Consider the following 24,030-nt stretch of genomic DNA (forward strand, 5'->3'; position numbering starts at 1 on the left):
AGTGCGCTATGGTCACTGGGACCATAGCGTTTTATGTTTATTTCTCTGTGTTTTTGTTAGGTTTTACTTCGCGCTGTTTCCAGAGCATAAAAATCGCTGGCAGTACCAGTAGAGTTAGCAGTAAGGCAGAGGCCATACCACCGATCATCGGGGCAGCGATACGTTGCATTACCTGAGAGCCTGTCCCGTCGCCATACATGATTGGAATCAGACCAATAATGACGGTGAGTACGGTCATCATCACTGGACGCACACGTAGACCTGCTCCTTCGCGTATCGCATTAGTCAGATCATCTAAGCGCAGTGGCTGGCGTTTTTCTTCTGCATCCAGTTTTTTGTGGTGCCATGCTTGGTTAAGGTAAACCAGCATAATGACCCCAATCTCAACAGCGACACCTGCGAGGGCAATAAAGCCAACCCCGACCGCAATCGAGAAGTTGTAACTGAGGCTGTACATTAACCACAAGCCTCCCACCATCGCCAATGGCAGCGTCGCCATGATGATCAAGACTTCTCCGATGCGACGGAAACTGAAGTAAAGCAACATCATGATGATCACCAAAGTGATCGGCACGACCACACTGAGTCGGTCTTTCGCGCGTTCCATGTACTCATACTGACCCGACCAAGCAATAGAATAGCCTGTAGGTAAAACCAGCTGATCCGCGACGGCTTGCTGTGCTTCAATCACGTACGAACCAAGATCTCGTCCGTCGATATCAACAAACACCCAGCCATTTGGACGCGCGTTTTCTGTTTTTATCATCGGTGGACCATCTTCGTAGCGGATATCGGCCACATCAGCGAGCGCGATACGTGCACCGTTTGGTGTTACCAGCGGTAGGTTTTGCAGTTTCACCACCGAATCACGGTAGTCTTGCGGGTAACGAACGTTGATCGGGTAGCGTTCCAGACCTTCGATAGTTTCACCGACATTCATGCCTCCCACCGCAGTGGAAATCACCTGTTGAACATCTTTGATATTCAGACCGTAACGCGCGGCGACACGGCGTTTGATATCGATAGTGACGTAGCGACCGCCAGCAACACGCTCAGCGTAAACCGATGAGGTGCCAGAAACGTTATTAAGAATTGGCTCTATTTGCGCACCAATTTTCTCGATCTCTTTCAGGTCAGGGCCGGCGATTTTTATCCCGATAGGGGTTTTGATACCAGTTGCGAGCATGTCGATACGAGTCTTAATCGGCATAACCCAGGCGTTGGTTAATCCAGGGAATTGCACCAGCTGGTCAAACTCTTTACGCAAAGACTCTGTTGTCACGCCTTCACGCCATTCTTCACGTGGTTTAAATTGAATAACCGTTTCGATCATCGTCAGCGGGGCAGGGTCGGTTGCCGTATCCGCACGACCAATTTTCCCCCAAACCGTTTTCACTTCCGGTACGGTCTTGATCAACTTATTGGTTTGTTGGAGCAGTTCACGTGCTTTACCGATAGATATACCCGGATAGGTGGTCGGCATGTACATCAAATCGCCTTCATCCAGAGGCGGAATGAATTCACTGCCCAGTTTACTGGTCGGGTAATAAGCCGATGCCATTAGCCCAAGAGCCAGCACGATCATCGCTTTTGGATACTTCAAACTCAGGTTCAGCAGTGGACGGTAAAGTGCCACCAAGCTGCGGTTAACCGGGTTTTTGTGTTCAGGAAGTACCTTACCGCGAATAAAGTAACCCATTAATACTGGCACTAGCGTGATAGCCAAAGCCGCCGCCGAGGCCATCGCGTACGTTTTAGTAAAGGCGAGAGGCGAGAACATTTTGCCTTCTTGCCCTTCCAGCGCGAACACCGGCACAAAGCTCAATGTAATGATGAGGAGCGAGAAGAATAGGGGAGCACCCACTTCTTCGGCTGCTTTGCCAATTACCTGCCAACGGTTTTTGTCTGTAAGTGGCGTCCGTTCGATGTGTTTATGTACGTTTTCTATCATCACAATCGCACCGTCCACCATCGCCCCGATAGCAATAGCTATCCCACCGAGTGACATGATATTGGCATTAATGCCTTGATAGTGCATCACAATAAAGGCAGCCAAAATACCCACTGGCAAGCTAAGTGCAATGACTAAAGAAGAGCGGATATGGAACAAGAACAAGGCACAAACGATCGCTACCACGATGAACTCTTCGGCGAGTTTTTTCCATAGGTTGTCTACTGCTGCGTTGATCAACGTTGAGCGATCGTAAGTTGATACGATTTCTACGCCATCAGGCAGGCTTCGCTGCAAATCATCCAGCTTCTCTTTGACCTTACTGATGACTTCGCTGGCATTTTCACCGTAGCGCATCACAATCACGCCGCCGACGGCTTCCCCTTCACCATTTAGCTCAGAGATACCGCGACGCATTTGCGGGCCGAGATTGATGTCTGCGATGTCTCCAAGTAGGAGCGGCGTACCTTTGTCGGTCACTTTGATTGGCAGAGATTCAATATCTTCGATGCTGGTTAAGTAGCCAGTTGTGCGAACCATGTGTTCCGCTTCTGCCACTTCCACAACGGACGCCCCCGTTTCTTGGTTGCCGTTCTGGATAGCCATGTTGACTTGCTGCAGAGTGAGGTTGTAGGCGCGCAGTTTGGCCGGGTCGATCTGGACTTGGTATTGTTTGACCATCCCGCCAACAGTGGCGACCTCAGAAACCCCATCAACCGTTTGAAGTTCGTATTTTAAGAACCAGTCCTGAAAACTACGAAGCTCAGCAAGGTCGTGTTGCCCTGTTTTGTCTTGCAGTACATAGCTGTAAACCCAGCCCACACCTGTCGCGTCCGGACCTAGCGTCGGTTTTGCACTTGGCGGCAATTTCGGTGCTACCTGGCTTAGGTATTCTAAAACACGGGATCTCGCCCAGTACATGTCGGTATCATCATTGAAAATGATGTAAACATACGAATCCCCGAAGAAAGAATAGCCGCGCACTGTTTCTGCGCCCGGAACGGCCAACATCGCTGTGGTAAGCGGGTAAGTGACCTGATCTTCAACGACTTGCGGTGCTTGGCCTGGGTAGCTGGTTTTTATGATCACCTGAACATCAGAAAGATCGGGAATAGCATCAACAGGTGTATTCTTTACGCTGTAAAGCCCTGATAGCACAACCACTAAGGTGGCGATTAACACCATAAAGCGATTGTTGATAGACCAACGGATTATTGCTCCAATCATAGTTAGCCCTCAATCGCTTCGAGTTGTTTTAATACGTAGTCAGTGCCTTGCTTCTCGATTAGAAACCGAACTTTTTGGCCTTCCTTGAAACCAGATAAGCTGACTTCGTCACCTACTGTGAAGTTCATTTCACCAGCGTCCCAGTTCCATTCTGCAACAGGCATGTGATTTAGCGTGATCATGCCAAAGTCAGCCATGAGCATGCTGATGTCACCCGTAAGCCATACATCGGTAGCAACGACACTGCCATCTGCTTTGTAATCAATAATTTCGTACTGGCCTGAATCGGTTTTCTGCATTTCAAATTCAATGTTTTGACCTTTTTGCAGATCACCCATTTCCACGTTGTCGGCAAAGGTAAAGTTCATCACCATGCCTGGCCAATCCCATTCCGGTACTGGTTGGTGATTGATGGTGAGCATGCGATGGTCTTTCATTACATCGGTAATTTCTCCTTTCGCCCAAGCCGTTTCCGCAGCCGACTCTTGCGGAGCTGAAATACGAGAAAGATCGGCCGTTTGGCTTGATTCTGAGTCCAGCATAAAGTGTGCGGAGGTAACAATACGATCTTCTTGGCTTAGGCCTTCTAATACCTCGGCTCTGTCATCGGCTTCGCGACCGACTTTGATTCGGGTAGAACGGTACTTTCCGTTGCCTTCAGCAAGGACAACTCGGGTCATACCGCCAGAGCGAATAACGGAAGACTTAGGAATAGTCAGCACGGCATCGTCACTGACAGGCTGCAGCGCAATGTTGGCAAACATGTTCGGCTTCAGTTCACCATTAGGGTTCGGGAACTTGAGGCGCACGCGCAGGGTTCGGGTTTTTGGATCAAGAATGGGGTAGACGTAATCAACCGTACCTTGCCAGTTTTTACCCGGAATCGCGTCTAACGTCATAGTTGCATTGCTGCCGGCTTTCATCCAGTGAGCCTGACGCTCAAACACTTCTGCATCTACCCAAACATTCTCCAGTGGACCAGCGCTAATCACGGCTTGAGCAGGTGATAAGTAACCGCCTTCGCGCACATTTAAGCTGGCGATAATACCGTCGTCTGGCGCTTTAATTGCGATGGTTTGGGAAGCTTTGCCGCGCTGAGTTATGGCTTTGATTTGCGAGCGATCGACACCAAGTGTGACCAAACGTTCAGTCGCGCCTTTGACTAAGCCACTGCGGCCAGTACGGTACGCGTTGAGCAGCTCTTCCTGCGCTTTAACCAGTTCAGGCGAGTAGAGTGTAAATAGGACATCGCCTTTTTGGACTTTTTCGCCAACGGCGTTGATGTGGAGTTTCTCCACCCAACCAGCAACACGAACGTTAGTTTGCCATAACTTACTCTCGTCAAAGGCAATGTAACCAACGGTTTCAATACGCGGTGATAACTTCTCTACTGAAACTTGAGCGGTTTTAACCCCAAGATTGTTTTCGACAGAAGGGTCAATGGTGACCGTGCCAGGCTTATCTTGTGCTCCGGCGAGATCTTCATCATAAACAGGAATCAAATCCATCCCCATTGGTGACTTGCCCGGTTTATCTCGTTTGTAGTTAGGATCCATCGGGGCGACCCAGTAGAGCGGCTCGTTTGAGCTATTTGACGCACTATCCTCAGCTGCCATTAGTTCATGATTGGCACTCGGATTTAAATGGCTGATACCAAAGCCTAAGGCTCCACCTACTATTAAAGCGATGGTGGCGATTTTGATAGAATTCGAACTCATTGTTACTTCCTTAATTCCGGTGCTGATACTTGATATTCAAAACCACCCAGTAACGTTGCCAAGTTGCTATTGACGATATTTAAATCAGTGATCAAACGTTGTTGCTCGAGCTGCAAAGCAAGCTCATCGGTACTGGCCAAAATCACATCGTTGAATTGCGCGGTGTTATTTTGGTATCCCCGTTCTACTGCCCGAATCCGAGCTTTGACCTGAGGAAGTAAAGTGGTTTGATAACGCTCCAGGCGTTGGCTTAAGTTGCTGCGGTCGACCAAAAGCGTGTTCACTTTGGCGTTCATTTGCGTCAGTAATGTGTCTTTCTGTGAGCGTGCAGCTCCTACCTGATACTGCGCCGCTGCGAGGTTTTTATCTTGGCGATTGCCAGTGAATAGCGGAATATCCATCGTTAAATACGCACTGACTAAATCTGAAGCCGGCTCACCTTTCATGTTGTTTGACTGGCGATAGGCATAGGCAACTTCGACACCAAACTGCGGACTATAAGCTTGCTCGGCAATTTCAACCTGAGTTTCATTAGTTGAAATGCTGACATCGGCCATTTTCACCATTGGGTGCTGGCTAAGTAGTTGATAGTGCTGCGTAGAATCAGCCCCAGAGGAGAGGGCCTGATTTAGATTATTCCAGTTAAGTTGGTTGCTGGCTTGTAGCGATGGAGTACCTTGTTGAGAATGATTAATCAACCAGTCAGAGCCTAGCCATTCAGAAAGCTGGGCTACCAAACGTCGCTGCATTTGAGCATTAGCCTGTAACTTTTCATCCAGCTTGCTTACTTGCAGCTGTGCGTTAAGAAGGTCCTGAGCTTCGCTTTTGCCAATTGAGTAATTGGTTTGTATGAAGTTCTCCATTTCCTTCATCAAGCGGCGGTTTTCTAACATGATCTGTTCTGCTTGTTGTTGATAGCCAAGCTCAAGCCAGAGTTGAGTCATGTTATTCGCTATATCCAGTTCTCTTGCATGCACTTGCAGAGATAAACCATCCGCTTGTTGGTTAGCTTTCTTCTGTTGAAGGTCGAGGGTAGAACCGCGCTCAAACTGCTGCATTAGACCAACTGAGATATTAGTCATCGGGTCTTCGTCGAACTTAAAACTGTCGACAGGTAGTCCGCCAACACCCACTTTTAGTTTCGGATCCATTAGCGTCGCGCTTGCAATGCCGGTCTCACGCATGGCTTCCGATTGAGCAAAGAACTGTTTGCGATTGCCATCGTTTGCAAGCGCAATATTAATCAGCTTTGCCAGTTCTTGGGTCGATTGTGCTTGAGATACATTGACTGCTTTTTCGTGTGATGGCGTTTGTGCCATCACATTAAATGCAGGCAAAGCAATCAGGGCTAGTGAGCCTATTGATGTCACTAAGTGATTTGGGGTGAATTCCATCGTTTTCATCCAAATTAATACCAGACTTGCTCGTAAACGCACAAATAGTGTGAATCGATGCGAAAGCTGGTGATTGCCGGACGTTTGGACGTTGTGATTACTTCAGCTCTTTGACGATACAAATAATCTGAGATCGTAAGGCGTTATTTGAGTAAATAGACCAATCGTCGGGCGCAATTAAACAACCTGCAAGGTTAAGCAGGGTCGAATGCTTTTATTGAATTAAATGATAGGAGGTCGGTAGAGATCGTGACTGACTTGTACGACAGGGTCATGGCTCTCAATATTGAAGGAGGTTCTTTGTGCCAGCGGAGAAAGTCGGTTTTCGGGAACGGGTAGTGAAACAAAAACAAACGAACAGGACGTTGTGCAGCAGTTATGAACCGTACCCGAGTTGTCCGCACAGCTCATTGGTAAGTCGGAAGGGGCTGAGCTATGAGACGTCGCCATACTCATATCCATACTGTGTGACCCACAGTGCTCATCTTGCTGAGTTATTGTCTGATCTGACATCATTTTTAGGTTCATTAGTGGTGCACTGTTTACCACGCTCGATACCAAAAGGATCAGCGTTGTCAGCAGAGTCAACCAAATTGTATGCCAGGATTTAAGGTGCATACTCGTTCCAGTAAAATGAATGTATCTCGTTAATAACCCTTGAATAGTAAAGGTTACCCTAGGGGGAAAGTCAATAGTTAATATTTGACAATAAAAATGTAGTTAGTGAGCATTTTGTCACATGAACTTACCGCGGTAGGATTTATCCTTAAATTAAGTAAGGGTTAAGTGGCTAACTCAGGGTAGCGTATGATCGAAATTATCATCGACGGGAAGTATCGAATTGTAGAAGAAGGGCAAACTCTTCTTGAAGCGGCAAAAGTATGTGGGGTCGAAATCCCGTCGCTTTGCGGCATGAACAAAAGTAACGAGAAAGTGCCATGTGACTTATGTGTCGTTGAGATAGAAAGTGGTGGTACCAAACGAGCGTGTGAGCTCGAAGTCTATCGAGGACTTAACGCCGTTACCCAGTCAGAGCAACTCAGTGAACACCGAAGAAAAGCCCTTAACCGAATTATGACGGACCATTACGCTGACTGCGAAGCTCCGTGTAAAACGGCTTGTCCCGCTGGTGTTGATATTCAGTCTTACCTCTACCATATCTCACAGAATGATCACCAAAAAGCGATTGAAGTGATCAAAAAAACGCTGCCAATGCCGCTATCAATCGGACGTGTTTGTCCTGCCTTTTGTGAAAGCGAATGCCGCCGTTCTTTAGTCGATGAGCCTATTGCCATTCGTCAACTTAAGCGTCACGCGGCAGACACCGATTTGGCTTCTTATGACGCTTACGTGCCGGAGAAAAAACCGACCAAGAACCTTAGAATTGCGGTGGTAGGCAGTGGCCCGGGGGGATTAACCACCGGCTATTATCTTTCTAACGAAGGCTATGACGTTACAGTCTTTGAGTCGATGCCGAAAGCGGGCGGGTGGCTACGCTATGGCATTCCGGAATATCGCCTTCCAAAGGACATTCTGGATAAAGAAATCGAACTGATGTGTCGCAATGGCATGCAGATCAACACCAATAAAAAGCTTGGCGTTGACTTTACGCTCTCCCAATTAACTGAAGATTATGACGCAGTGTGTTTGGCTGTCGGCGCATCTCAAGCGGTGGAGATGAACTATCCGGGTAGCGATTTAAAAGGATGTTATTTGGGTGTCGATTACCTCAAAGACTACGTGACCGAACAACGCTATGTTACTGGTAAAAAAGTGGCGGTTATTGGTGGTGGTAACACCGCGATCGATTGTGCCCGAACGGCGCGACGAGCAGGGGCTGATACAACGCTGATTTACCGTCGAACTCGAGACGAAATGCCTGCGGAAGACTACGAAATTGTTGAAGCTGAACACGAAGGCGTGAAGTTCCACTTTCTGACCAATCCTGCGGAAAATTTACCGGATGAAAACGGGCGCGTTCATGCCGTTCGTTTAGAACGAATGGCTCTGGGGCAACCAGATTCATCAGGTCGTCGCAGCCCAAAACCGACAGGGGAGTTCTTCACCGAAGCGTTTGATACGGTGATCGCTGCCGTGTCTCAAAAGCCAGATTTAAGTTTTTTAGACAACGATGCGTTGTCGATTCCCGTAACTCGTTGGAACACTTCGGAATCTGACGCGCAAACCATGCATACCGGTACAGGCAATATTTTCAGTATTGGCGATTTCCGCCGCGGGCCTGCGACAGCGGTAGAAGCGGTTGGAGATGGGCGAGTTGCCGCAAAAGCGATTGATCTGTTCCTGAATGGCGACATGGCAGATATGCCAACACCGGCTTTTAACTCTCGTAAAGAGCAAAAATTGTCGCAAGTTGATCCGCTTCACTTTGAAAATATCCAAAAAGTCGCTCGTACGATCATGCCGGAGTTAACCCCAGAACAGCGTGAGCAGAGCTTTGCCGAAGTTGAACTCGGATTTGACAATGAAGAGGCTATGAAAGAAGCGGCACGTTGTCTTGAATGTGGCTGTCAGGCGAACACAGACTGTGCTTTACGAGATTATTCAACGGAATATCAAGCTGAACAGAAATTCGGTGATTCGTTACAAGCTAAAGCCACTAGTGTCGTCGATCATCAAGGATGGCTTGATTTGCGAGCAAAAGATCTTCGCCATAAATACGAAGTCGACCGCAGTTCGGAGTTTATTGAATTCGATGCCAACCGCTGTATCAGTTGTGGTCAGTGTATTCAGGCATGTCGGGAGCAAGCCGTTCATGGCGTGCTCAGTTTTGTGAGCGATGCTAATGGCCGTCCGGCACTGAGACCGGATGATCGACCTCGATTCCGTTCAGAACAAAAAGGGAATAAGCCTAGTGGTTTAACGCTAATGGGCGATTCCAAGTGCGTGCAGTGTGGTGCGTGTGTACAAGCGTGCCCAACGGGTGCAATGGTAGACAGCCGTGATCGATCACAAGGCCGAACTGAGGATTTGAAAGCCGTTGACACTATCTGTACCTACTGCGGTGTCGGCTGTAAGTTAACCATGTTTGTTGACGAGGCAGAGAATAAAATTCGCTATGTCAAAGGTGCTGACTCACCGGTTAACCAAGGTATGTTGTGCGTAAAAGGGCGCTTTGGTTTTGACTTCATTGGCAGCGAAGAGCGGTTAACTACACCGCTTATTCGTAAAGATGGATGGCTGCAACCTGCAAGTTGGGAAGAAGCTATTCAATTAGTCGCGTCTAAGTTTACGTCTATAAAACAAGATTTTGGCAGCAATGCGCTGGCGGGTTTCTCTTCAGCAAAAACCACCAACGAAGACAATTACGCGTTTCAGAAATTCATTCGCCGCGAACTAGGTACCAATAACGTTGACCATTGCGCGAGACTTTGTCATGCATCAAGCGTCACTGGGCTGGAAGCCTCACTGGGCAGTGGGGCAATGACGAATGATATTCCGAGTATCAAACACTCGGATGTGATTTTTATTATCGGTTCAGACACCACTTCTGCCCATCCAATCATCGCATCTCATATCAAGCAAGCCATTCGTCATCATGGTGCACGTCTGGTGGTGGCAGATCCAAAACGTGTCGATATTGTTGAGCATGCAGAGCTTTATTTAGCACATCGTCCCGGTACGGATGTCATGCTACTAAATGGCGTAATGCAGCTGATTATTAAGAATGGCTGGTTTGATCAGGAGTACATCGAAGAGCGCGTTGATGGCTTTGATACCTTACTGCAAGAAGTGATGTCACCCGATTACAACCTGGACAAAGTAGAACTGGTCACGGGTGTGAAAGCCGACGATATTTTCGCCATGGCACGTATGATTGGGACAGCCAAGCGTACGGCTGTGTATTATTCGATGGGGATTACGCAGCATACCACCGGGCATGATAACGTTCGTTCGATTGCTAACCTGCAATTGTTGTGTGGAAACATTGGTATCGAAGGTGGAGGCATCAACCCATTGCGCGGTCAGTCAAACGTGCAAGGGGCGTGCGACATGGGGGCATTGCCAAACTGTTATCCGGGCTATCAAAAAGTGTATAACCCGATGGTACGACAAAAGTTTGCCATAGAATGGAATGCGCCCGATTTGTCGGCAGAGCAAGGGTTAACTCTGACTGAAATTATTGATGCCGCATGCAAACGAGAAGTTCGTGGCATGTACATTATGGGTGAAAACCCTGTATTAAGTGATCCAAACCAAGCGCATGTCATTGAAGGCTTAGAGACACTGGATTTCTTGGTTGTACAGGATATCTTCCTTACTGAAACGGCGCAGTATGCCGATGTGGTTCTGCCTTCTTGCTCATTTGCTGAAAAATCAGGGCATTTCACTAACACCGAGCGTCGGGTGCAGCGTGTGAATGCTGTTGTTTCCGCCCCGGGAGAGGCCAAAGAGGATTGGTGGATCATTCAAGAGCTGGCTAACGCGATGGGTAGTGACTGGAATTATCACTGCGTGTCTGAAATTACCAGCGAGATTGCTCGTGTGACGCCTCAGTATGCGGGTTTACGTTGGGACGCTATCACGCCAAATGGTGTGCAATGGCCGAGCAACAAGAATAACCCGAACGGCACGCGAATCATGCACCAAACCCAGTTTACTCGTGGTAAAGGGCAAATGGTCGGCATTCCGTTCCGTTATGCTGCTGAACTTCCAGATGAAGAGTATCCTTTGGTACTGACAACTGGCCGAGTGCTGGAGCAGTTCCATACCGGGACCATGACGAGAAAAACGAAAGGATTGGATAATCTTGCGGGACCGAGAGCCATGATCAGCGTCGAAGATGCCGAAGCTTTGGGGATCAGCAATGGTCAGCGCCTGAAAATATCGACACGTCGTGGTCATATCGAAATTGATGCGTTTGTAACCAAGAAAATGCAAAAAGGGGTGGTGTTTATTCCTTTTCACTTTGTGGAATCACCAGTTAACCGCTTAACAACTACGGCAACGGATCCGCATGCGAAAATACCAGAATTTAAGGTTGCGGCGGTAAAAGTTGAAATCGTAGAGCCGGTTAAATCTGAGAGCTTAGCTACCGAACACGTACATACGGATTAGGCAGACAGGATAAAACGGGCTTCGCATTGAGCCTCGAAAAGAAATGGGCAGGAATCATAATATGATCCCTGCCCTTTTTTATGTGAATTGGACGCGAGATTGTCAGAGAATTGACTGTTTCTGACGGCCCTCTGTTATTCAGGCAAGTTCTATAACCTAAAATTTGCTGAGCTCCTATACTCAGACTACAACGTTGAGTTTTTATAACAACAAGAGGCACTTGCATGACAAGAACAACCTCATTAGCAGTCGTTTTTTTATTGATGTGCGCATATTTTGGATACAACCGATTTTATGTGTACCCAAAGCAGTTGGAATCTCAAGCCGAATCAATGCTACTTAAGATGGCAAATCGAGAAGAATGGCTGGATGCGTTCGAAGTGATGAACCGAGTTGATGCGCACAAAGGTTACTTAGAGCTTGCAGCACAAATCAAATCTTCCGATGGCAATCGAGCCTATAGTGAAGGCTTTATCACCTACAGCGATCGCCAAGGCATGGTCTGTAAAGAAGTTGTGTTTGATTTTAAGATAGACTCTTTAAATAACTACACAATTTCTCAAATACGTGACTGCTCTATGGGCGAGTACTATTAAAAGATGCACAGCGTTTGGTACGCTGTTAATCGAGCGACTTCTTAAACCTGAGAGAAGCAACTACGAGACCGAGTATGGTAAATCCAACTAGCCATAACGTATCTCGCCATAAATCGAATAAGTCCGCACCGCGTAGCACAATTCCTCTAATCATCCTCATGAAGTGGGTGGCGGGAAGCACTTCCGATATCCATTGTGCCGCCACTGGCATTCCTTCATAGGGGAACATAAAACCAGACAACAGAATGGATGGCAGCAGAATAAACACGGTCATCTGCATAGCTTGAAGCTGTGTTTTTGCGATGGTGGATATCATCAGGCCTAAGGTCAGACTCGCCGCAATAAAGAGCAATGTCCCAAACAGCATTTGGCTGATGGCACCGTTGATAGGAACGCCAAAAATCCAATGGCCGAGACCTAAAATGATAAAGACTTGAATCAAGCCGACGAAGATATAAGGCACGATCTTCGCAATCATCAACTCAATAGAGTGGATTGGTGTCGTGATGAGAAGTTCTAAGTTACCTCGTTCTCGTTCCCGAACAATAGCCGCACTGGTAAATAAGATCATCGTCATGGTGAGAATGACGCCGAGTAACCCCGGAACAATGTTTACCGCAGAACGGCGACTGGGGTTGTAGTAAAGCGCAACCTCAAATGTTTTGGTCGGTCTGGATCGAATCTCGAAATCAAAGTCTGTGAGAGGCATGGTTTGCAGCGACAATATCGCTGAGCTGATCATGGTATCTGAACCATCGACGATCCATTGGCCCAGTTCGCGCCCTTGCATCATGCGTTGCGTAAGGTCGCTCGGCAAAATCAGCACTGCTCGCACAAGCCCGTCCTGGATGGCTTGCTCTGCTTCTTGAGCAGTGGCATAGGTCTCTTTGATATCGACAACCTGAGTGACTTCCACAGACTGAGCAATGATACGCCCGGCCGTACTGCCACTTTGATCGACGACACCAACCGGAATATTGCGAATATCCGTATTGATTGCGAACCCGAACAACAGTAACTGAATAAGCGGGATCATCACGACCATGCCAAAGGTGATCCTATCTCGGGAAAGTTGGCGAATTTCCTTGATCATCACGGCTTTCATTCGGGCTATTGGCTTGATCATTGGCGACCTTTCCCTGTTACAGTGACGAAGACATCTTCCAGACTTGGTCGTGCATGATTCATTTCGGCATGTTCTAATTCCGGAAATGTCTGTTTGAGCCAATTTATTGGATGCTCAACATGCTGGTGGATCAGAATGCGCAAACGAACCCCTAATTGAGCGGCAGAACGAACCTCATCACGTTGAAGGAGTTTTTCTTTTAACTCACGCAGTTTGTCTGATTTGACTTCAATAATGTTCACGCCCATATTTTCCATCAACTGTTCCGGCTCGCCATCGGCACGAATTTCACCTGATTCCATAATAGCCAGACGATGGCAACGTTCGGCTTCGTCCATGTAATGGGTGGTTACTAAAATGGTGGTGCCTTGGTCGCATAAATCAAACAACTGTTCCCAAAAATCACGTCGGTTTTCAGGATCGACGGCGGAGGTAGGCTCATCAAGAAACAGAAGTTCGGGGTTATGCATTGTTGCAGCAGCAAGAGAAAGACGCTGTTTTTGCCCGCCACTCATGCCGCTGACTCGTTGCTTTCGTAGCTGATCTAACCCATAGGTTCTCAATTGTTGTTCAATCCGGGTTTTAAGCGCTTTGCTACCCAGACCAAAAATTTGGCCAATAAATTCGAGGTTTTCTTGCACCGAGAGATCGTCATAAAGCGAAAATTTCTGAGTCATGTAACCGATCTTGAGCCGCAGCATTTCGGACTGCCTAGGAATCTCCAGCCCAAGAACATCGACGTTGCCTTCCGTGGGGCTGAGCAAACCTGTCAGTACACGAATAGTCGTCGACTTCCCGCAGCCATTCGGACCTAAAAAGCCGTAGATAGAGCCCTTGGGAACGTTTAGTGTGATGTCGTTAATCGCCGTAAAATTACCGAATTTCTTGACGACATTCTTAGCCTGAATGGCGTATTCCGTCATCGCGTTACTCCACTAGGTCAACTTGAGCTGGCACACCAGAAGGCAGCGATTTTGCCGACTCAGGTAAATCGACTTCAGCCAGGTACATCAAACGCGAACGTTCTTCTTCTGTGAGCGCGAAATAAGGTGTAAATGACGGTTCAGTGGCTACCCAGCGTACGGTTCCCTGTAAAGGACTTGCTAGCCCATCCACGTTAACCGTAACGGTTTTTCCCGGGACAAAACTAAGACGAAATTTAGCAGGAACGTAAACTCGGGCGTAGGGGACCCTGCTCGCTTGTATTACCGCAACGATACCATTCACAGGCACTCGCTCCCCAAGATTGTAGGGTAAGTTATCCAACGTTCCATCACGCGTGGCGGTAATAGTCAGTTCTGCCAGTTTCTGTTCTTGCAGCGCAACATCTGCTTTCGCTGCCATCAATTCCGCTTTAGCCTGATCAATATCTTCAGGTCGAGAACCGGCAGTGAGTTTGCTGAACTCTTCTTTGGCGGAGTTCAACTCAGCCCGAGCTGAATCTCTTGCCGCCAGTGCGGAGTCTTTCTCCGATTGGCTAATAAGCTTCTTGCGTACCAGTTCGACTGTGCGCTGGTAGCTTTTCTGCGCTTCTGTGAGTTGAGCTTCGGCTCTTGCGACTTTTGCCGAGGCGGCAGCGATGTCTTCAGGACGCTCACCGTTAGTTAACTTCAAGAGATAAGCTTCGGCTTTGGCCTGCTCGGCGACTGTATGAGCGAGCACCGCTTGTTGGTTCTTGGTATCCAATTGAACGAGGACTTCACCTTCACTGACTTGGCTGCCTTCCTTGACGGGCAGAGCGCGAATTATCTCATTTGAGGTTGCGGTGAAAGTGACACGGTCACGTTCTAGTGTTCCAAGTGCCTGATGTGTGTTGTCTTTTGAACATGCAGTCAGTAGAGCAATAATTAAGGTGCCAAAGATAATTCGCTTCATAGTGCGGTGCTTCCCTGAAAGATGTTTAGACAACTACTCTTGATAAACTGAAATTACAGGATACATTTCAGCAGTGAACGAGCTTTACTACAGCTTAGCATGGAATGAAGAAACTATTCTTTTAAAATTTAGAGGCTTAGGTTCACAACTGAAATGCCAAGAGGTCAGTGTGCAGAATCGAGAGCATGATCGAGTTTTGTACTTCTTTATGATGTATCCGCAGGTGCGGTTAGTGAGTAAGCCAGCAATTAATCGGCTGTCGATATAACGTCTTTTGAGAACAAAGCCCAACCGCGGCTGGGCTGTGATTAGATTGTTTATTGCCGTTACGTTAAACGAAAATTTTTCCTTTCAGGTAAAGCACGCCATCACCGGAAACTTCAACGCTGTTATCATTTACTTGGCAGTGCAATACGCCACCTCGAGCCGAGGCTTGATAGGCAACAAGTGAGGTCTTGCCAAGCTCCTGTGTCCAAAATGGCGCGAGTCCGGCGTGTATAGAACCCGTTACCGGATCTTCGTCACCACCGTTAGCAGGCCAAAAGTAGCGCGAAACAAAGTCATAATCAGTGCCTTTGGCGGTAACGACGACGTCATAGGGAGCAAGTTGTTTAAGCTGCTCAGATTGATATTGAACGTCCAGCACTTCTTGTTGGTTTTCCAATATGACAAAGTACGCTTGCGGGCTTAATAGCACTCGGTCTACTTTGCAATTCAGTCCTTTTATCAGTTGTGTAGGAATAGTGCTGACTGGTTCAGGTGGTCTGGTAGGGAAGGTCATTTCGATCTTGCCCAAAGCATTTTTCACGACACTGAGTTTACCGACTTTTAGTGTGTGAAATTCGATAGTACCGTCGACATTGAGTTGGTCGAATAAAACCATGGCTGAAGCAAGTGTTGCGTGGCCACAAAAGTCAATTTCCGTAAGGGGAGAGAACCAGCGGATTTCATATTGATTCTCGTTAATCTGTTTTAGAAATGCGGTCTCAGAGAGGTTATTCTCAGCAGCGATACTTTGCATGAGCTCAGGTGCTAACCATTCAGTAACAGGGACGACAGCGGCAGAGTTGCCTTTAAATTGTGTATCTGTGAATGCGTCTACAACATAAATATCTAATTCCATTTATTTTCCCTTTTTCCACGAGCTCAAACGAAGTTTCATACTCACTATACTGAAACGCCTTCCGAAAAGGGAAGGCGTTTTGAAGGATATCAGTTTAAATTTTCTAATTAGCTTGTGTATTTGGCTTTCATTCGGAGTGCGACGTTAACTAACGCGATTAACACCGGGACCTCAATCAGTGGGCCAATCACACCAGCGAACGCTTGGTCTGAATTTAAACCAAATACCGCAATAGAAACTGCGATAGCGAGTTCGAAGTTGTTACCAGTCGCTGTATAAGCAATAGAAGCATTTTTGTCGTATGGAAGACCGATTTTTTTACCGATAAAGAAGCTAACAAAAAACATCAATACGAAGTAAATAGCCAGTGGAATTGCGACTCGGAATACATCCATAGGAAGCTCTAAAATCATTTCACCTTTTAAGCTGAACATCAAAACAATGGTTGCAAGCAGAGCGACTAACGTGATCGGTGAAATTCGCGGAATGAACTCGTCTTTGTACCATTGCTCCCCCTTAGCTGCGACTAGCCACTTACGGCTGAGAAAACCAGCGAGAAAAGGGATGCCAAGGTAAATCAGAACGCTTTCAGCAATATCTCCCATAGAGATATCAACGATGAAACCTTCATAGCCAAAATAGGGTGGCAGTACCGTAATAAACAGCCATGCCATCACGCTGTAAGTCAGAATTTGAAAAGCACTGTTCAAAGCGACCAGCGCGGCCCCATACTCTTTGTTACCGCCGCCGATGTCGTTCCACACCAGAACCATCGCGATGCAACGAGCAAGACCAATGAGGATTATCCCAACCATATAGCCTGGATGATCGCCAAGGAATGTCAGCGCAAGAATGAACATCAGAATCGGACCAACAATCCAGTTCATTATTAATGAAAGCGTGATGGCTTTTTTGTCTCTCGTCACCGTTCCCAGCAAGCTGTAGTCAACTTTCGCCAGTGGCGGATACATCATCAGAATCAAGCCAATAGCCAGCGGTATGTTGGTACTGCCGACTGACATGGCTTCGTTCCACTCAGCTACTTGAGGGAAAACGGCACCGATAGCGACACCAATTGCCATTGCGACGAAGATCCATACTGTGAGGTATCGATCCAGAAAACTCATTTTATTGCTGGCACTACTTAAAACTTCAGTGGTCATCTTGTCTTCCTCGTATATCGTCGAAAGACGATTATTGAGTTTGCGCTTACTCGTCTTAACGTGTAAGGCGGAATCAGTTAGTTGAAAAGGTTTGAGAATTCAGTGCTGAAACTATTCAGTGTTTCTCGCTGAATACGGTAGCAAACTTTTGGTGGATTAGGCTCGGCAGTAATAAAGCCTGCCTGTTTTAGAATTCGTAAGTGCTCAGAAACGGTGGATTGCGCCAGGCCCAGCTCAGAGACTAAATCACTATTCAAGCAGTTGTCCATTGTGTCTAACTTATGGAGGATATGCAGGATGCGTATACGTGCAGGGTGTGACAAAGCTTTTGCCTGTACAGCCAAGGTTTTTTCTTTGTTCAGTTGTTGCTCAGTCGTTTCAAAAGAAACCTGGCAGGTATTATCGCATTTATCACTCATCTGTCGGTCTTTATAGTTAATCGTCGAATTGCGATTAAGTGTACGTGGTACGAGTGGGTTGTGCAAGTTGATCCTGAGGATAGCAAGTATGGAGAGAAAGAAAGCAGAACCTAAAGACATTGGGGGTATCAGGAGCTAAGGTTCTGCTTTGCAAAGGGGGAATTATGACCAGTGGAACATCTCATTGAGGTGGACCAGGGCCATCACTTCTAGTTTGCTGTGCGACTGAATGAGGCGTTTTTGGAAAAAGTTCGCCATCGGTGCTTTATCTGGTTTTGACATCATGTTTATTTCTCCTTCTCGTGCTGACAAATTCAGTATGTTGAGAAAAGGGGATTAATAAAACAGAGTGAATTTATTATTTTTGTTCCTGTTAAGGCTAAAATTAAGCGGACGTTGGGCTTTTTGGCGCGAGAAAAGGCGGAAAAGAGGAACTCATTAGTTCGAGATTTTCTTATTTTGTTTCTCCTAACTTCAGTAAAATACTCCATTCCCAAAAGCCTCATCAAAAGATAAGGAAAAGCTCCGTGTCTGATCTGAATTTGTTTCGTTACTATCAACGTTTAATGCCGTTTGAAGTTGGTAAGGAAACGAAAACCACGCTTCATGAGATTGCTGAGTTATTGTTTGTGTCGCCTCGTCATGCGCGAAGCCTGTTGGCTCAAATGCAGCAGCATGAATGGTTGAGCTGGCAGCCTAAAGCAGGCCGAAATCATCGTTCTACCTTATTAATGAATGTTGAGCTGAGTGCATTGAAGGAAAAGCTCGCAAGAGAGCGAATTAAGTCAGGAAAATACGAAAAAGCGCTCTCCATATTAGATGAAGACGAAGCGGCTTTTGGGCGATTACTGAAAACGACTTCTGGTGCCTCACTTCAAGAAGGCCAACTCAATATACAGCTAACTTATAAGCGGACGTTTGAACGTGTGGTGCCGCATCAACTTCAGAGAAGCAGTGAACGATTTTTGCTGCGACAAATATACTGTTGCTTAGTTGCTAGCGACAATGATGGCCAGGTTAAAGCGGAACTGGCACATCATTGGCGATATGACGAGACCAAGTACGAGTGGACTTTCTATCTTCGTCCCGGACTGACTTTCCATAATGGCAGCCCCATTGATGCAGATACGGTTGTCAGCCTGTTTAATAAGTTAAAGCTTCTCGATTACTACGAAAAAGATTTGGCCCATGTCGAAACGATAACTGCCCCAAACCCGCTCAAGGTGATTTTTACTTTGAACACGCCTGATTTGGGTTTTGCGGGACTGATTTCCGGGGTGAAATATGGCATCCAGCCTGCGAGTCAGGTCAATGAGGCAAATAATCGACTCGTTGTTGGGAGTGGCCCGTTTTCGGTGATCGAACATAATGAAAACCGTTTAAAGCTACAGGCGTTTGAAGGCTACTATTCTTGTCGAGTGCTGACCGACCAAGTGACCATATGGATTGTCGATGACGAAAAGATGGAAAATCCCTCCTTATCTTCAAACTCAGAACTGGTTGAGGCTAATTCGGATGATGGCGCGTGTCTTCACTATATGTCGATGAGTGATGCACAGACATATGCGGCAAATAAAAGAAGCCGAATCGAAGACGGCTGCTTGTTTGCTTTGTTTAACCACCGGGCGAAGCACGCGTTGTCTTTGGCGCAACGTCGTTATATCGCCGAATTGATTCAACCCAAGTCTTTGGTTGAAATCATGAAAAGTGAAAATATCGTGTTCGGTAGCATTCCTGCGTTCAATTTATTGCCAACCTGGAGACCGGTTCTCCGTCCGTTTGGTGAAGAAACCAAGCTACCCAAACACATCAGTATTGCTGGTTATAACTATACGGCTTTGCGGCGGTGCGCTCGTGCTATCTCACGCCAATTAGAAAGTACGGGTTGTAAAGTAGAGACCGTGATGTACTCATATCGAGAGTTGAGTGAGCGAGCACGCAATGGCACGCTGAATGAAACACTCGTGGTGACCAATATCAATTTGGATGACAATCGGCATGCATCGGCTTTCAGCAATTTTTATACACACACCGTTTTGCATAATACCTTGAATCAGGAAAATGCAGTGTGGATGGATGAGCAACTTGAACGACTTCGGGCAAATACTCAACTCGAAGACTATTTGGAAGCGCTAGAACCGATTGCTTCAACGCTGGTCAGTGAATATTGGATTGCACCCATGTTTCATCACACCCAAACGCTACGTTTTCAGGGGGTACTCGAAGACGTAGCGCTGACTAACTGGGGCTGGCCAGACATACGTTCAGTGTGGTCAGCGGATTAGCGTTAGCTCGAGATCGTATACGCGCTACAACGGTGATTCGACAACCACATATTTACGCTGATCTCGTAAAGGGAGAAACCAAGCGTTTTGATATTGAAAGTAAGTTTGTCCATTCACCACAACCGTTTTCTTAGTGCTAGGCAAAGAATCAACAATCTCTCCTTTTTTGAATGGACTGTTCGGGGACACATTAGTTGAAGTCGAGCTGGAGCTTTGTGTGACGGTCGCACTATTTGAACCGGAATAGCTTACCACTTCGTTTCCATCGATGACTGTGTAGTTTCCCGCCGGTGGACTTTCTACGTACACGTAGCGATCGCCACTTTTCTTATAATAAGCGTCCTGAATAATTGCGTAAGTGATACCAGCAAAAATCGCGAACGTCGCGATATCGACTAAGTCTCGGTGATAGTAGTAATAATGGCCACGGTATGGTGGATAACGATGTCCACTACGCACATAAATATAAGTCGAATGATGTTTAGGCGGTCTAATCACTACGGGAGGCCGGTGGTAACTCGGTGGGCGATGATAACTCGGTGGTCTGCTGACATTCGGAGGACGATGATAGCTTGGTGGTCTATGCTGAGAAGGTGGATGAGTTGGCTTTACTATTGGACGTTGCACCGGACGGGTCTGATGCTTATTCCCTGGTTGAGTAATTGGGCGCACGGAAGTTTCGTTGTGTGGCTTAGCCGACACCGATGTGCTGCCTATAAGGAAAAACGTCAAGGCTGTAATAACCCATCTGCTAATTAAACCGCGTTTCATAAAACGTCTCCGTTACATATTGGAGAGCAAATATACTCATACCTAATTATAACAGAGCATCAGGCTTAGGAAGTGTTCTTCCGTTGCTCGAGTACGAGAGACAAAAGACGTACTAATAAGGATTGAGCTTCAGGTGATAGTAAGCGTGCGATAGAAGCAAGGTCCTGTTCTGTCACATGTTCTACGCCCCTGACGTCGAGAGAGAGATCAAGATCAGTGAGTTGCATTGATCTTAAGATTGAACGGTATTGTGAAAGCTTGAGATCAGATTCACCGCGCTCAATTCTTTGATAGGTTTTTACGCTCATCCCTGCCATTTTGGCAATTTGTTCGCGGGAAAAACCCATCTCTTTTCGTCTTTTGATCAGTGCTTCAATAATAGGGTCGACATGCATAGCTTCTCCAGACAGGACTGTTTTGACCTAATTAAAGCAATTTGTGGACCAGTTTAACCAGCTGCTCTTTATCTTATTGATAATTAGGTATATGAATGGCGACCTAAAAAATACATATATTTCAGTTGGCTATAAAAAATGGAAAATTATCAGTCCTATCATTTAACCACGAATGAAACAGATATTCGCAAAATGCAACGCATTTTAGATACGTTACGTAGTGAAATTGCAGACAAACAGCAGGCTTTCGGGAGAGGTGTGTTGGCGTTGACGCGTGAATCTCAGTTGCGACTAATGAACTACAAGGAACTTTACTTACATCGTGAATCGATTGGTGAAGAAGAATTGCAAACCCTTTATAAGAGCATGAGCAAAACCGAAAAAGTGATTGCAGATGAAGGGATTCATGCTTTGACATATATGATCCAGGCTTTAGACGAAAGCTGACTAATAAACCCAAAGCGTTATGTGTCGTATAGATTTGGTTTAATACCAAGGGAAATGTAAATGCTGGGGAACCGAACCCAGCATTTCGTCACTTAAGTTACCAAATTTTCGAACCGTAACTCAGTGTTTTAGAGGTATGTGAACCGAACGATGTCGGTACGCAGCGAATAATAGCGATATTGTCTGATCTAGGCTACGGCATTGGAATTTAACGTCTTCCTCCAAGCTGTAAATAAAAGTGTACACTCGATATATCTCCGTGGGAGTGCCAGACATTCCTCTCTTTACTGGTTATTTTAACCGCACATGTTAGGTGTTTAGTTGCAACCACTAAAATATATGGCTGAAACTTTGACCTTTTACTTTTCAATTCTCCTGGTTATGCCGTACAATCTCGCCGAACCAATCTCATTCTATTTCGAGTGAGAGATTGATGAATTTGATGACCTATTTTGCTTCGAACCCAAAATGTGGGCATCCCATCAATCAGAATATCGTCCAAAAATGCTCGCCTACATGCCGATGAAATCAGAGTGCTTTCTCTTTTTTCAGTGCATGTTATTGCTAATTGACGCCGGTTTTTGGCCAATTTTGGCAAATAGGGGACGTTTTGTTGTTTGTACTTTGGATTAAGTGCGGCAGGCGAAACAAAAACGGATTGAATTTAGAGGTATTAACCGTGAATCTAAAACTTGTCGGCAGCTCCCTGATTGTTGCAGGTACTGCTCTTGGCGCCGGTATGCTTGCTATACCTATGGTGCTTGCTCAATTTGGCCTCCTGTGGGGCACACTTCTTATGCTGTTCATCTGGGCCGGAACTACTTACGCGGCGCTGCTTCTTCTTGAAGCGAGCTGTAAAGTCGGTGGTGGCGTTAGCATGAATGCAATTGCGCGCGAAACGCTTGGTAAAGGTGGTCAGTTGGTTACTAACGGCCTGCTTTATGCGCTGCTTGTTTGTCTACTCATGGCTTACATTATCGGCGCTGGCGATTTGCTACAAAAAGTTACTGCGTCGATGGGACTCCCAATCTCGACAATTTCAAGCCAGGTTGGCTTCACTCTTTTGGTTGGCATCATCGTTTCTGCCGGTACTGGCGTTGTTGATAAGCTTAACCGCGCTTTGTTCATTGGTATGATCGCCGCACTTATCCTTACTCTTTTCGCTCTTATGCCAAGCGTGACGTTTGAAGGGCTAGATGAAGTCGTGAGCGAAGACAAAGTAGCGCTGATTAAAACCAGCTCAGTTCTATTTACGAGCTTTGGTTTTATGGTCGTGATTCCGTCTCTGGTTAGTTACAACAAAGAAGCGAGCAAAACGCAGTTGCGAAACATGATCATTGTTGGCTCAACCATTCCTCTTATTTGTTACCTGCTTTGGCTACTTGCAGTTGTGGGTAATTTACCCCCTCAGGAGCTGGCTCAATACTCAAATGTGACGGAATTGATTGCGGTGCTTGGTCAGCAGTACTCTGGTCTGGAGTTTATTCTGTCTATGTTTACTGGTTTGGCGCTATTGACCTCGTTCTTAGGGGTGGCGATGGCCCTTTACGATCAAAATGCAGACTTGTTACAAGCGGGTAAGCCAGTGGTATTTGTCACCACGTTTATTTTACCGTTACTGGGAGCCGTGTTTGCACCAGAGCACTTCTTAGCCATCCTTAGCTATGCAGGTATTATTCTGGTATTCCTTGCGGTATTCGTTCCTTTGTCTATGACAATGAAAGTTCGTCGTGTACCAGTAGAAGATAACAGTATTTATGAAGCTGGTGGCGGCGTAATGGGAATGAGCATGATGTTCCTGTTTGGTTGCTTCTTGCTGGTTGCTCAAGCTGTGTAAGCTTTTACAGTCAAATTTAGTAGAGCCGCGCTGATAAAACAGCGCGGCTTTTTTATTTGTTATGAAATGTGTAGCTAAAGTGGGGGGGGCATAAGGAGAGTAATTGTTCTGACGTAAACCTGATATATGGCAAAAACTCTGACGGTTTGGTGAAAAACCTTAGCGGTGGTCTGACATGAGTAGGATAGCTGCTGCCTAAGATTAGAGTGGTAATTTCGATGAGAGGAACTGTTGTGTCAAAACAATTATCTGTTGCCATGGCTGGCGTTATGCTGACTTTAGGCATATTTAGTGCCGACGCGATGGCGGATCCGAAGCATAAGCATCGCTATGAACGTGAGCATCATCACTACCACGATGATCATGACCATGATCGTCACCACCATAAGCACAAGCGTAAACATAAGCATCGAGATGTAATAGTGGTTGAGCATAGACCACCAAGACACCGCTACTATTACCGCGATCGCGTTCCTAGTAATAGTGTCTTTATCCAAATTGGTAATTTGACCTATTTAAAAGTCGATGATCACTATTATCGTCGTTCAAATGATCGTTATGTTCACGTTGATTTAAGACTCTAGTCTGAATTAACAAGTGGCTGAAACAAAAACAGCGAGCCTAGCT

Annotated in this window: 19 protein-coding genes; 6 read left to right on the plus strand and 13 right to left on the minus strand. The window is 46.5% G+C overall.

What is annotated here, in order from left to right; translation table 11 throughout:
• Window positions 1–37: 37 nt before the first annotated feature.
• From DBX26_RS23350 to DBX26_RS23365, 4 genes are all read right to left on the minus strand, one after another.
• Window positions 38–3,178, minus strand: a complete 3,141-nt coding sequence (locus tag DBX26_RS23350) for an efflux RND transporter permease subunit (RefSeq protein WP_020335332.1) — start codon at window positions 3,176–3,178, stop codon at window positions 38–40.
• Between the two features lie 2 nt (window positions 3,179–3,180).
• The gene (locus tag DBX26_RS23355) at window positions 3,181–4,896 is read right to left on the minus strand and encodes an efflux RND transporter periplasmic adaptor subunit (RefSeq protein WP_118121055.1); all 1,716 of its coding nucleotides are present in this window, start codon (window positions 4,894–4,896) and stop codon (window positions 3,181–3,183) included.
• Between the two features lie 2 nt (window positions 4,897–4,898).
• On the minus strand, window positions 4,899–6,215 hold the full coding sequence (locus DBX26_RS23360) for a TolC family protein (RefSeq protein WP_254063628.1): 1,317 nt from the start codon (window positions 6,213–6,215) through the stop codon (window positions 4,899–4,901).
• A gap of 297 nt (window positions 6,216–6,512) precedes the next feature.
• Window positions 6,513–6,908: a hypothetical protein gene (locus tag DBX26_RS23365; RefSeq protein ID WP_118121057.1), complete on the minus strand. Its 396-nt coding sequence runs from the start codon at window positions 6,906–6,908 to the stop codon at window positions 6,513–6,515.
• 189 nt (window positions 6,909–7,097) lie between these two features.
• Between DBX26_RS23365 and fdhF the strand changes: the two genes are divergently transcribed.
• On the plus strand, window positions 7,098–11,366 hold the full coding sequence (fdhF, locus tag DBX26_RS23370) for a formate dehydrogenase subunit alpha (protein ID WP_118121058.1): 4,269 nt from the start codon (window positions 7,098–7,100) through the stop codon (window positions 11,364–11,366).
• 224 nt (window positions 11,367–11,590) lie between these two features.
• Window positions 11,591–11,962, plus strand: coding sequence for a hypothetical protein (locus DBX26_RS23375; RefSeq protein ID WP_014234677.1), 372 nt, complete (start codon window positions 11,591–11,593; stop codon window positions 11,960–11,962).
• Window positions 11,963–11,987: 25 nt separating this feature from the next.
• On the opposite strand, the gene DBX26_RS23380 is transcribed toward DBX26_RS23375, so the two are convergent.
• From DBX26_RS23380 to DBX26_RS25770, 7 genes are all read right to left on the minus strand, one after another.
• Window positions 11,988–13,088 carry an ABC transporter permease gene (locus DBX26_RS23380; RefSeq protein WP_020335328.1) on the minus strand — a complete coding sequence of 367 codons (1,101 nt, stop codon included), beginning with the start codon at window positions 13,086–13,088 and terminating at the stop codon, window positions 11,988–11,990.
• Complete coding sequence (locus DBX26_RS23385; protein ID WP_118121059.1) at window positions 13,085–14,011, minus strand: ABC transporter ATP-binding protein; 927 nt, start codon at window positions 14,009–14,011, stop codon at window positions 13,085–13,087. The genes DBX26_RS23380 and DBX26_RS23385 overlap by 4 nt, the downstream gene beginning before the upstream one ends.
• A 4-nt stretch (window positions 14,012–14,015) precedes the next feature.
• Window positions 14,016–14,963, minus strand: coding sequence for an HlyD family secretion protein (locus DBX26_RS23390; RefSeq protein ID WP_118121060.1), 948 nt, complete (start codon window positions 14,961–14,963; stop codon window positions 14,016–14,018).
• Between the two features lie 331 nt (window positions 14,964–15,294).
• A complete protein-coding gene (locus DBX26_RS23395; protein WP_118121061.1) occupies window positions 15,295–16,086 on the minus strand; it encodes a PhzF family phenazine biosynthesis protein in 792 nt (263 codons plus the stop codon).
• Between the two features lie 107 nt (window positions 16,087–16,193).
• Window positions 16,194–17,249: an ACR3 family arsenite efflux transporter gene (arsB, locus tag DBX26_RS23400; protein ID WP_118121062.1), complete on the minus strand. Its 1,056-nt coding sequence runs from the start codon at window positions 17,247–17,249 to the stop codon at window positions 16,194–16,196.
• A 77-nt stretch (window positions 17,250–17,326) separates the two neighbouring features.
• A complete protein-coding gene (locus DBX26_RS23405) occupies window positions 17,327–17,668 on the minus strand; it encodes a helix-turn-helix transcriptional regulator (RefSeq protein ID WP_118121063.1) in 342 nt (113 codons plus the stop codon).
• A 162-nt stretch (window positions 17,669–17,830) separates the two neighbouring features.
• Window positions 17,831–17,953, minus strand: a complete 123-nt coding sequence (locus DBX26_RS25770; RefSeq protein WP_020335323.1) for a hypothetical protein — start codon at window positions 17,951–17,953, stop codon at window positions 17,831–17,833.
• Window positions 17,954–18,195: 242 nt separating this feature from the next.
• Here DBX26_RS25770 and DBX26_RS23410 point away from each other — a divergent pair, with 242 nt between their 5' ends.
• The gene (locus DBX26_RS23410) at window positions 18,196–19,953 is read left to right on the plus strand and encodes an SgrR family transcriptional regulator (protein ID WP_118121064.1); all 1,758 of its coding nucleotides are present in this window, start codon (window positions 18,196–18,198) and stop codon (window positions 19,951–19,953) included.
• Between the two features lie 24 nt (window positions 19,954–19,977).
• Here DBX26_RS23410 and DBX26_RS23415 read toward each other — a convergent pair whose 3' ends face one another.
• Window positions 19,978–20,724 carry a hypothetical protein gene (locus tag DBX26_RS23415; protein ID WP_118121065.1) on the minus strand — a complete coding sequence of 249 codons (747 nt, stop codon included), beginning with the start codon at window positions 20,722–20,724 and terminating at the stop codon, window positions 19,978–19,980.
• 65 nt (window positions 20,725–20,789) lie between these two features.
• Window positions 20,790–21,119 (minus strand): helix-turn-helix domain-containing protein, encoded by a 330-nt coding sequence (locus DBX26_RS23420; protein WP_014234668.1) that lies wholly within the window; start codon window positions 21,117–21,119, stop codon window positions 20,790–20,792.
• Between the two features lie 138 nt (window positions 21,120–21,257).
• Between DBX26_RS23420 and DBX26_RS23425 the strand changes: the two genes are divergently transcribed.
• The 3 genes from DBX26_RS23425 (at window position 21,258) to DBX26_RS23435 (ending at window position 23,987) form a co-directional block, all read left to right on the plus strand.
• Window positions 21,258–21,566, plus strand: a complete 309-nt coding sequence (locus tag DBX26_RS23425) for a hypothetical protein (RefSeq protein WP_065298272.1) — start codon at window positions 21,258–21,260, stop codon at window positions 21,564–21,566.
• Window positions 21,567–22,245: 679 nt separating this feature from the next.
• Window positions 22,246–23,403 carry an amino acid permease gene (locus DBX26_RS23430; RefSeq protein WP_118121066.1) on the plus strand — a complete coding sequence of 386 codons (1,158 nt, stop codon included), beginning with the start codon at window positions 22,246–22,248 and terminating at the stop codon, window positions 23,401–23,403.
• A 233-nt stretch (window positions 23,404–23,636) separates the two neighbouring features.
• Window positions 23,637–23,987 (plus strand): hypothetical protein, encoded by a 351-nt coding sequence (locus tag DBX26_RS23435; protein WP_118121067.1) that lies wholly within the window; start codon window positions 23,637–23,639, stop codon window positions 23,985–23,987.
• Window positions 23,988–24,030: the final 43 nt, after the last annotated feature.

The sequence above is a fragment of the Vibrio sp. dhg genome (genome assembly GCF_003443775.1).
Taxonomy (GTDB): Bacteria; Pseudomonadota; Gammaproteobacteria; order Enterobacterales; family Vibrionaceae; genus Vibrio; species Vibrio natriegens.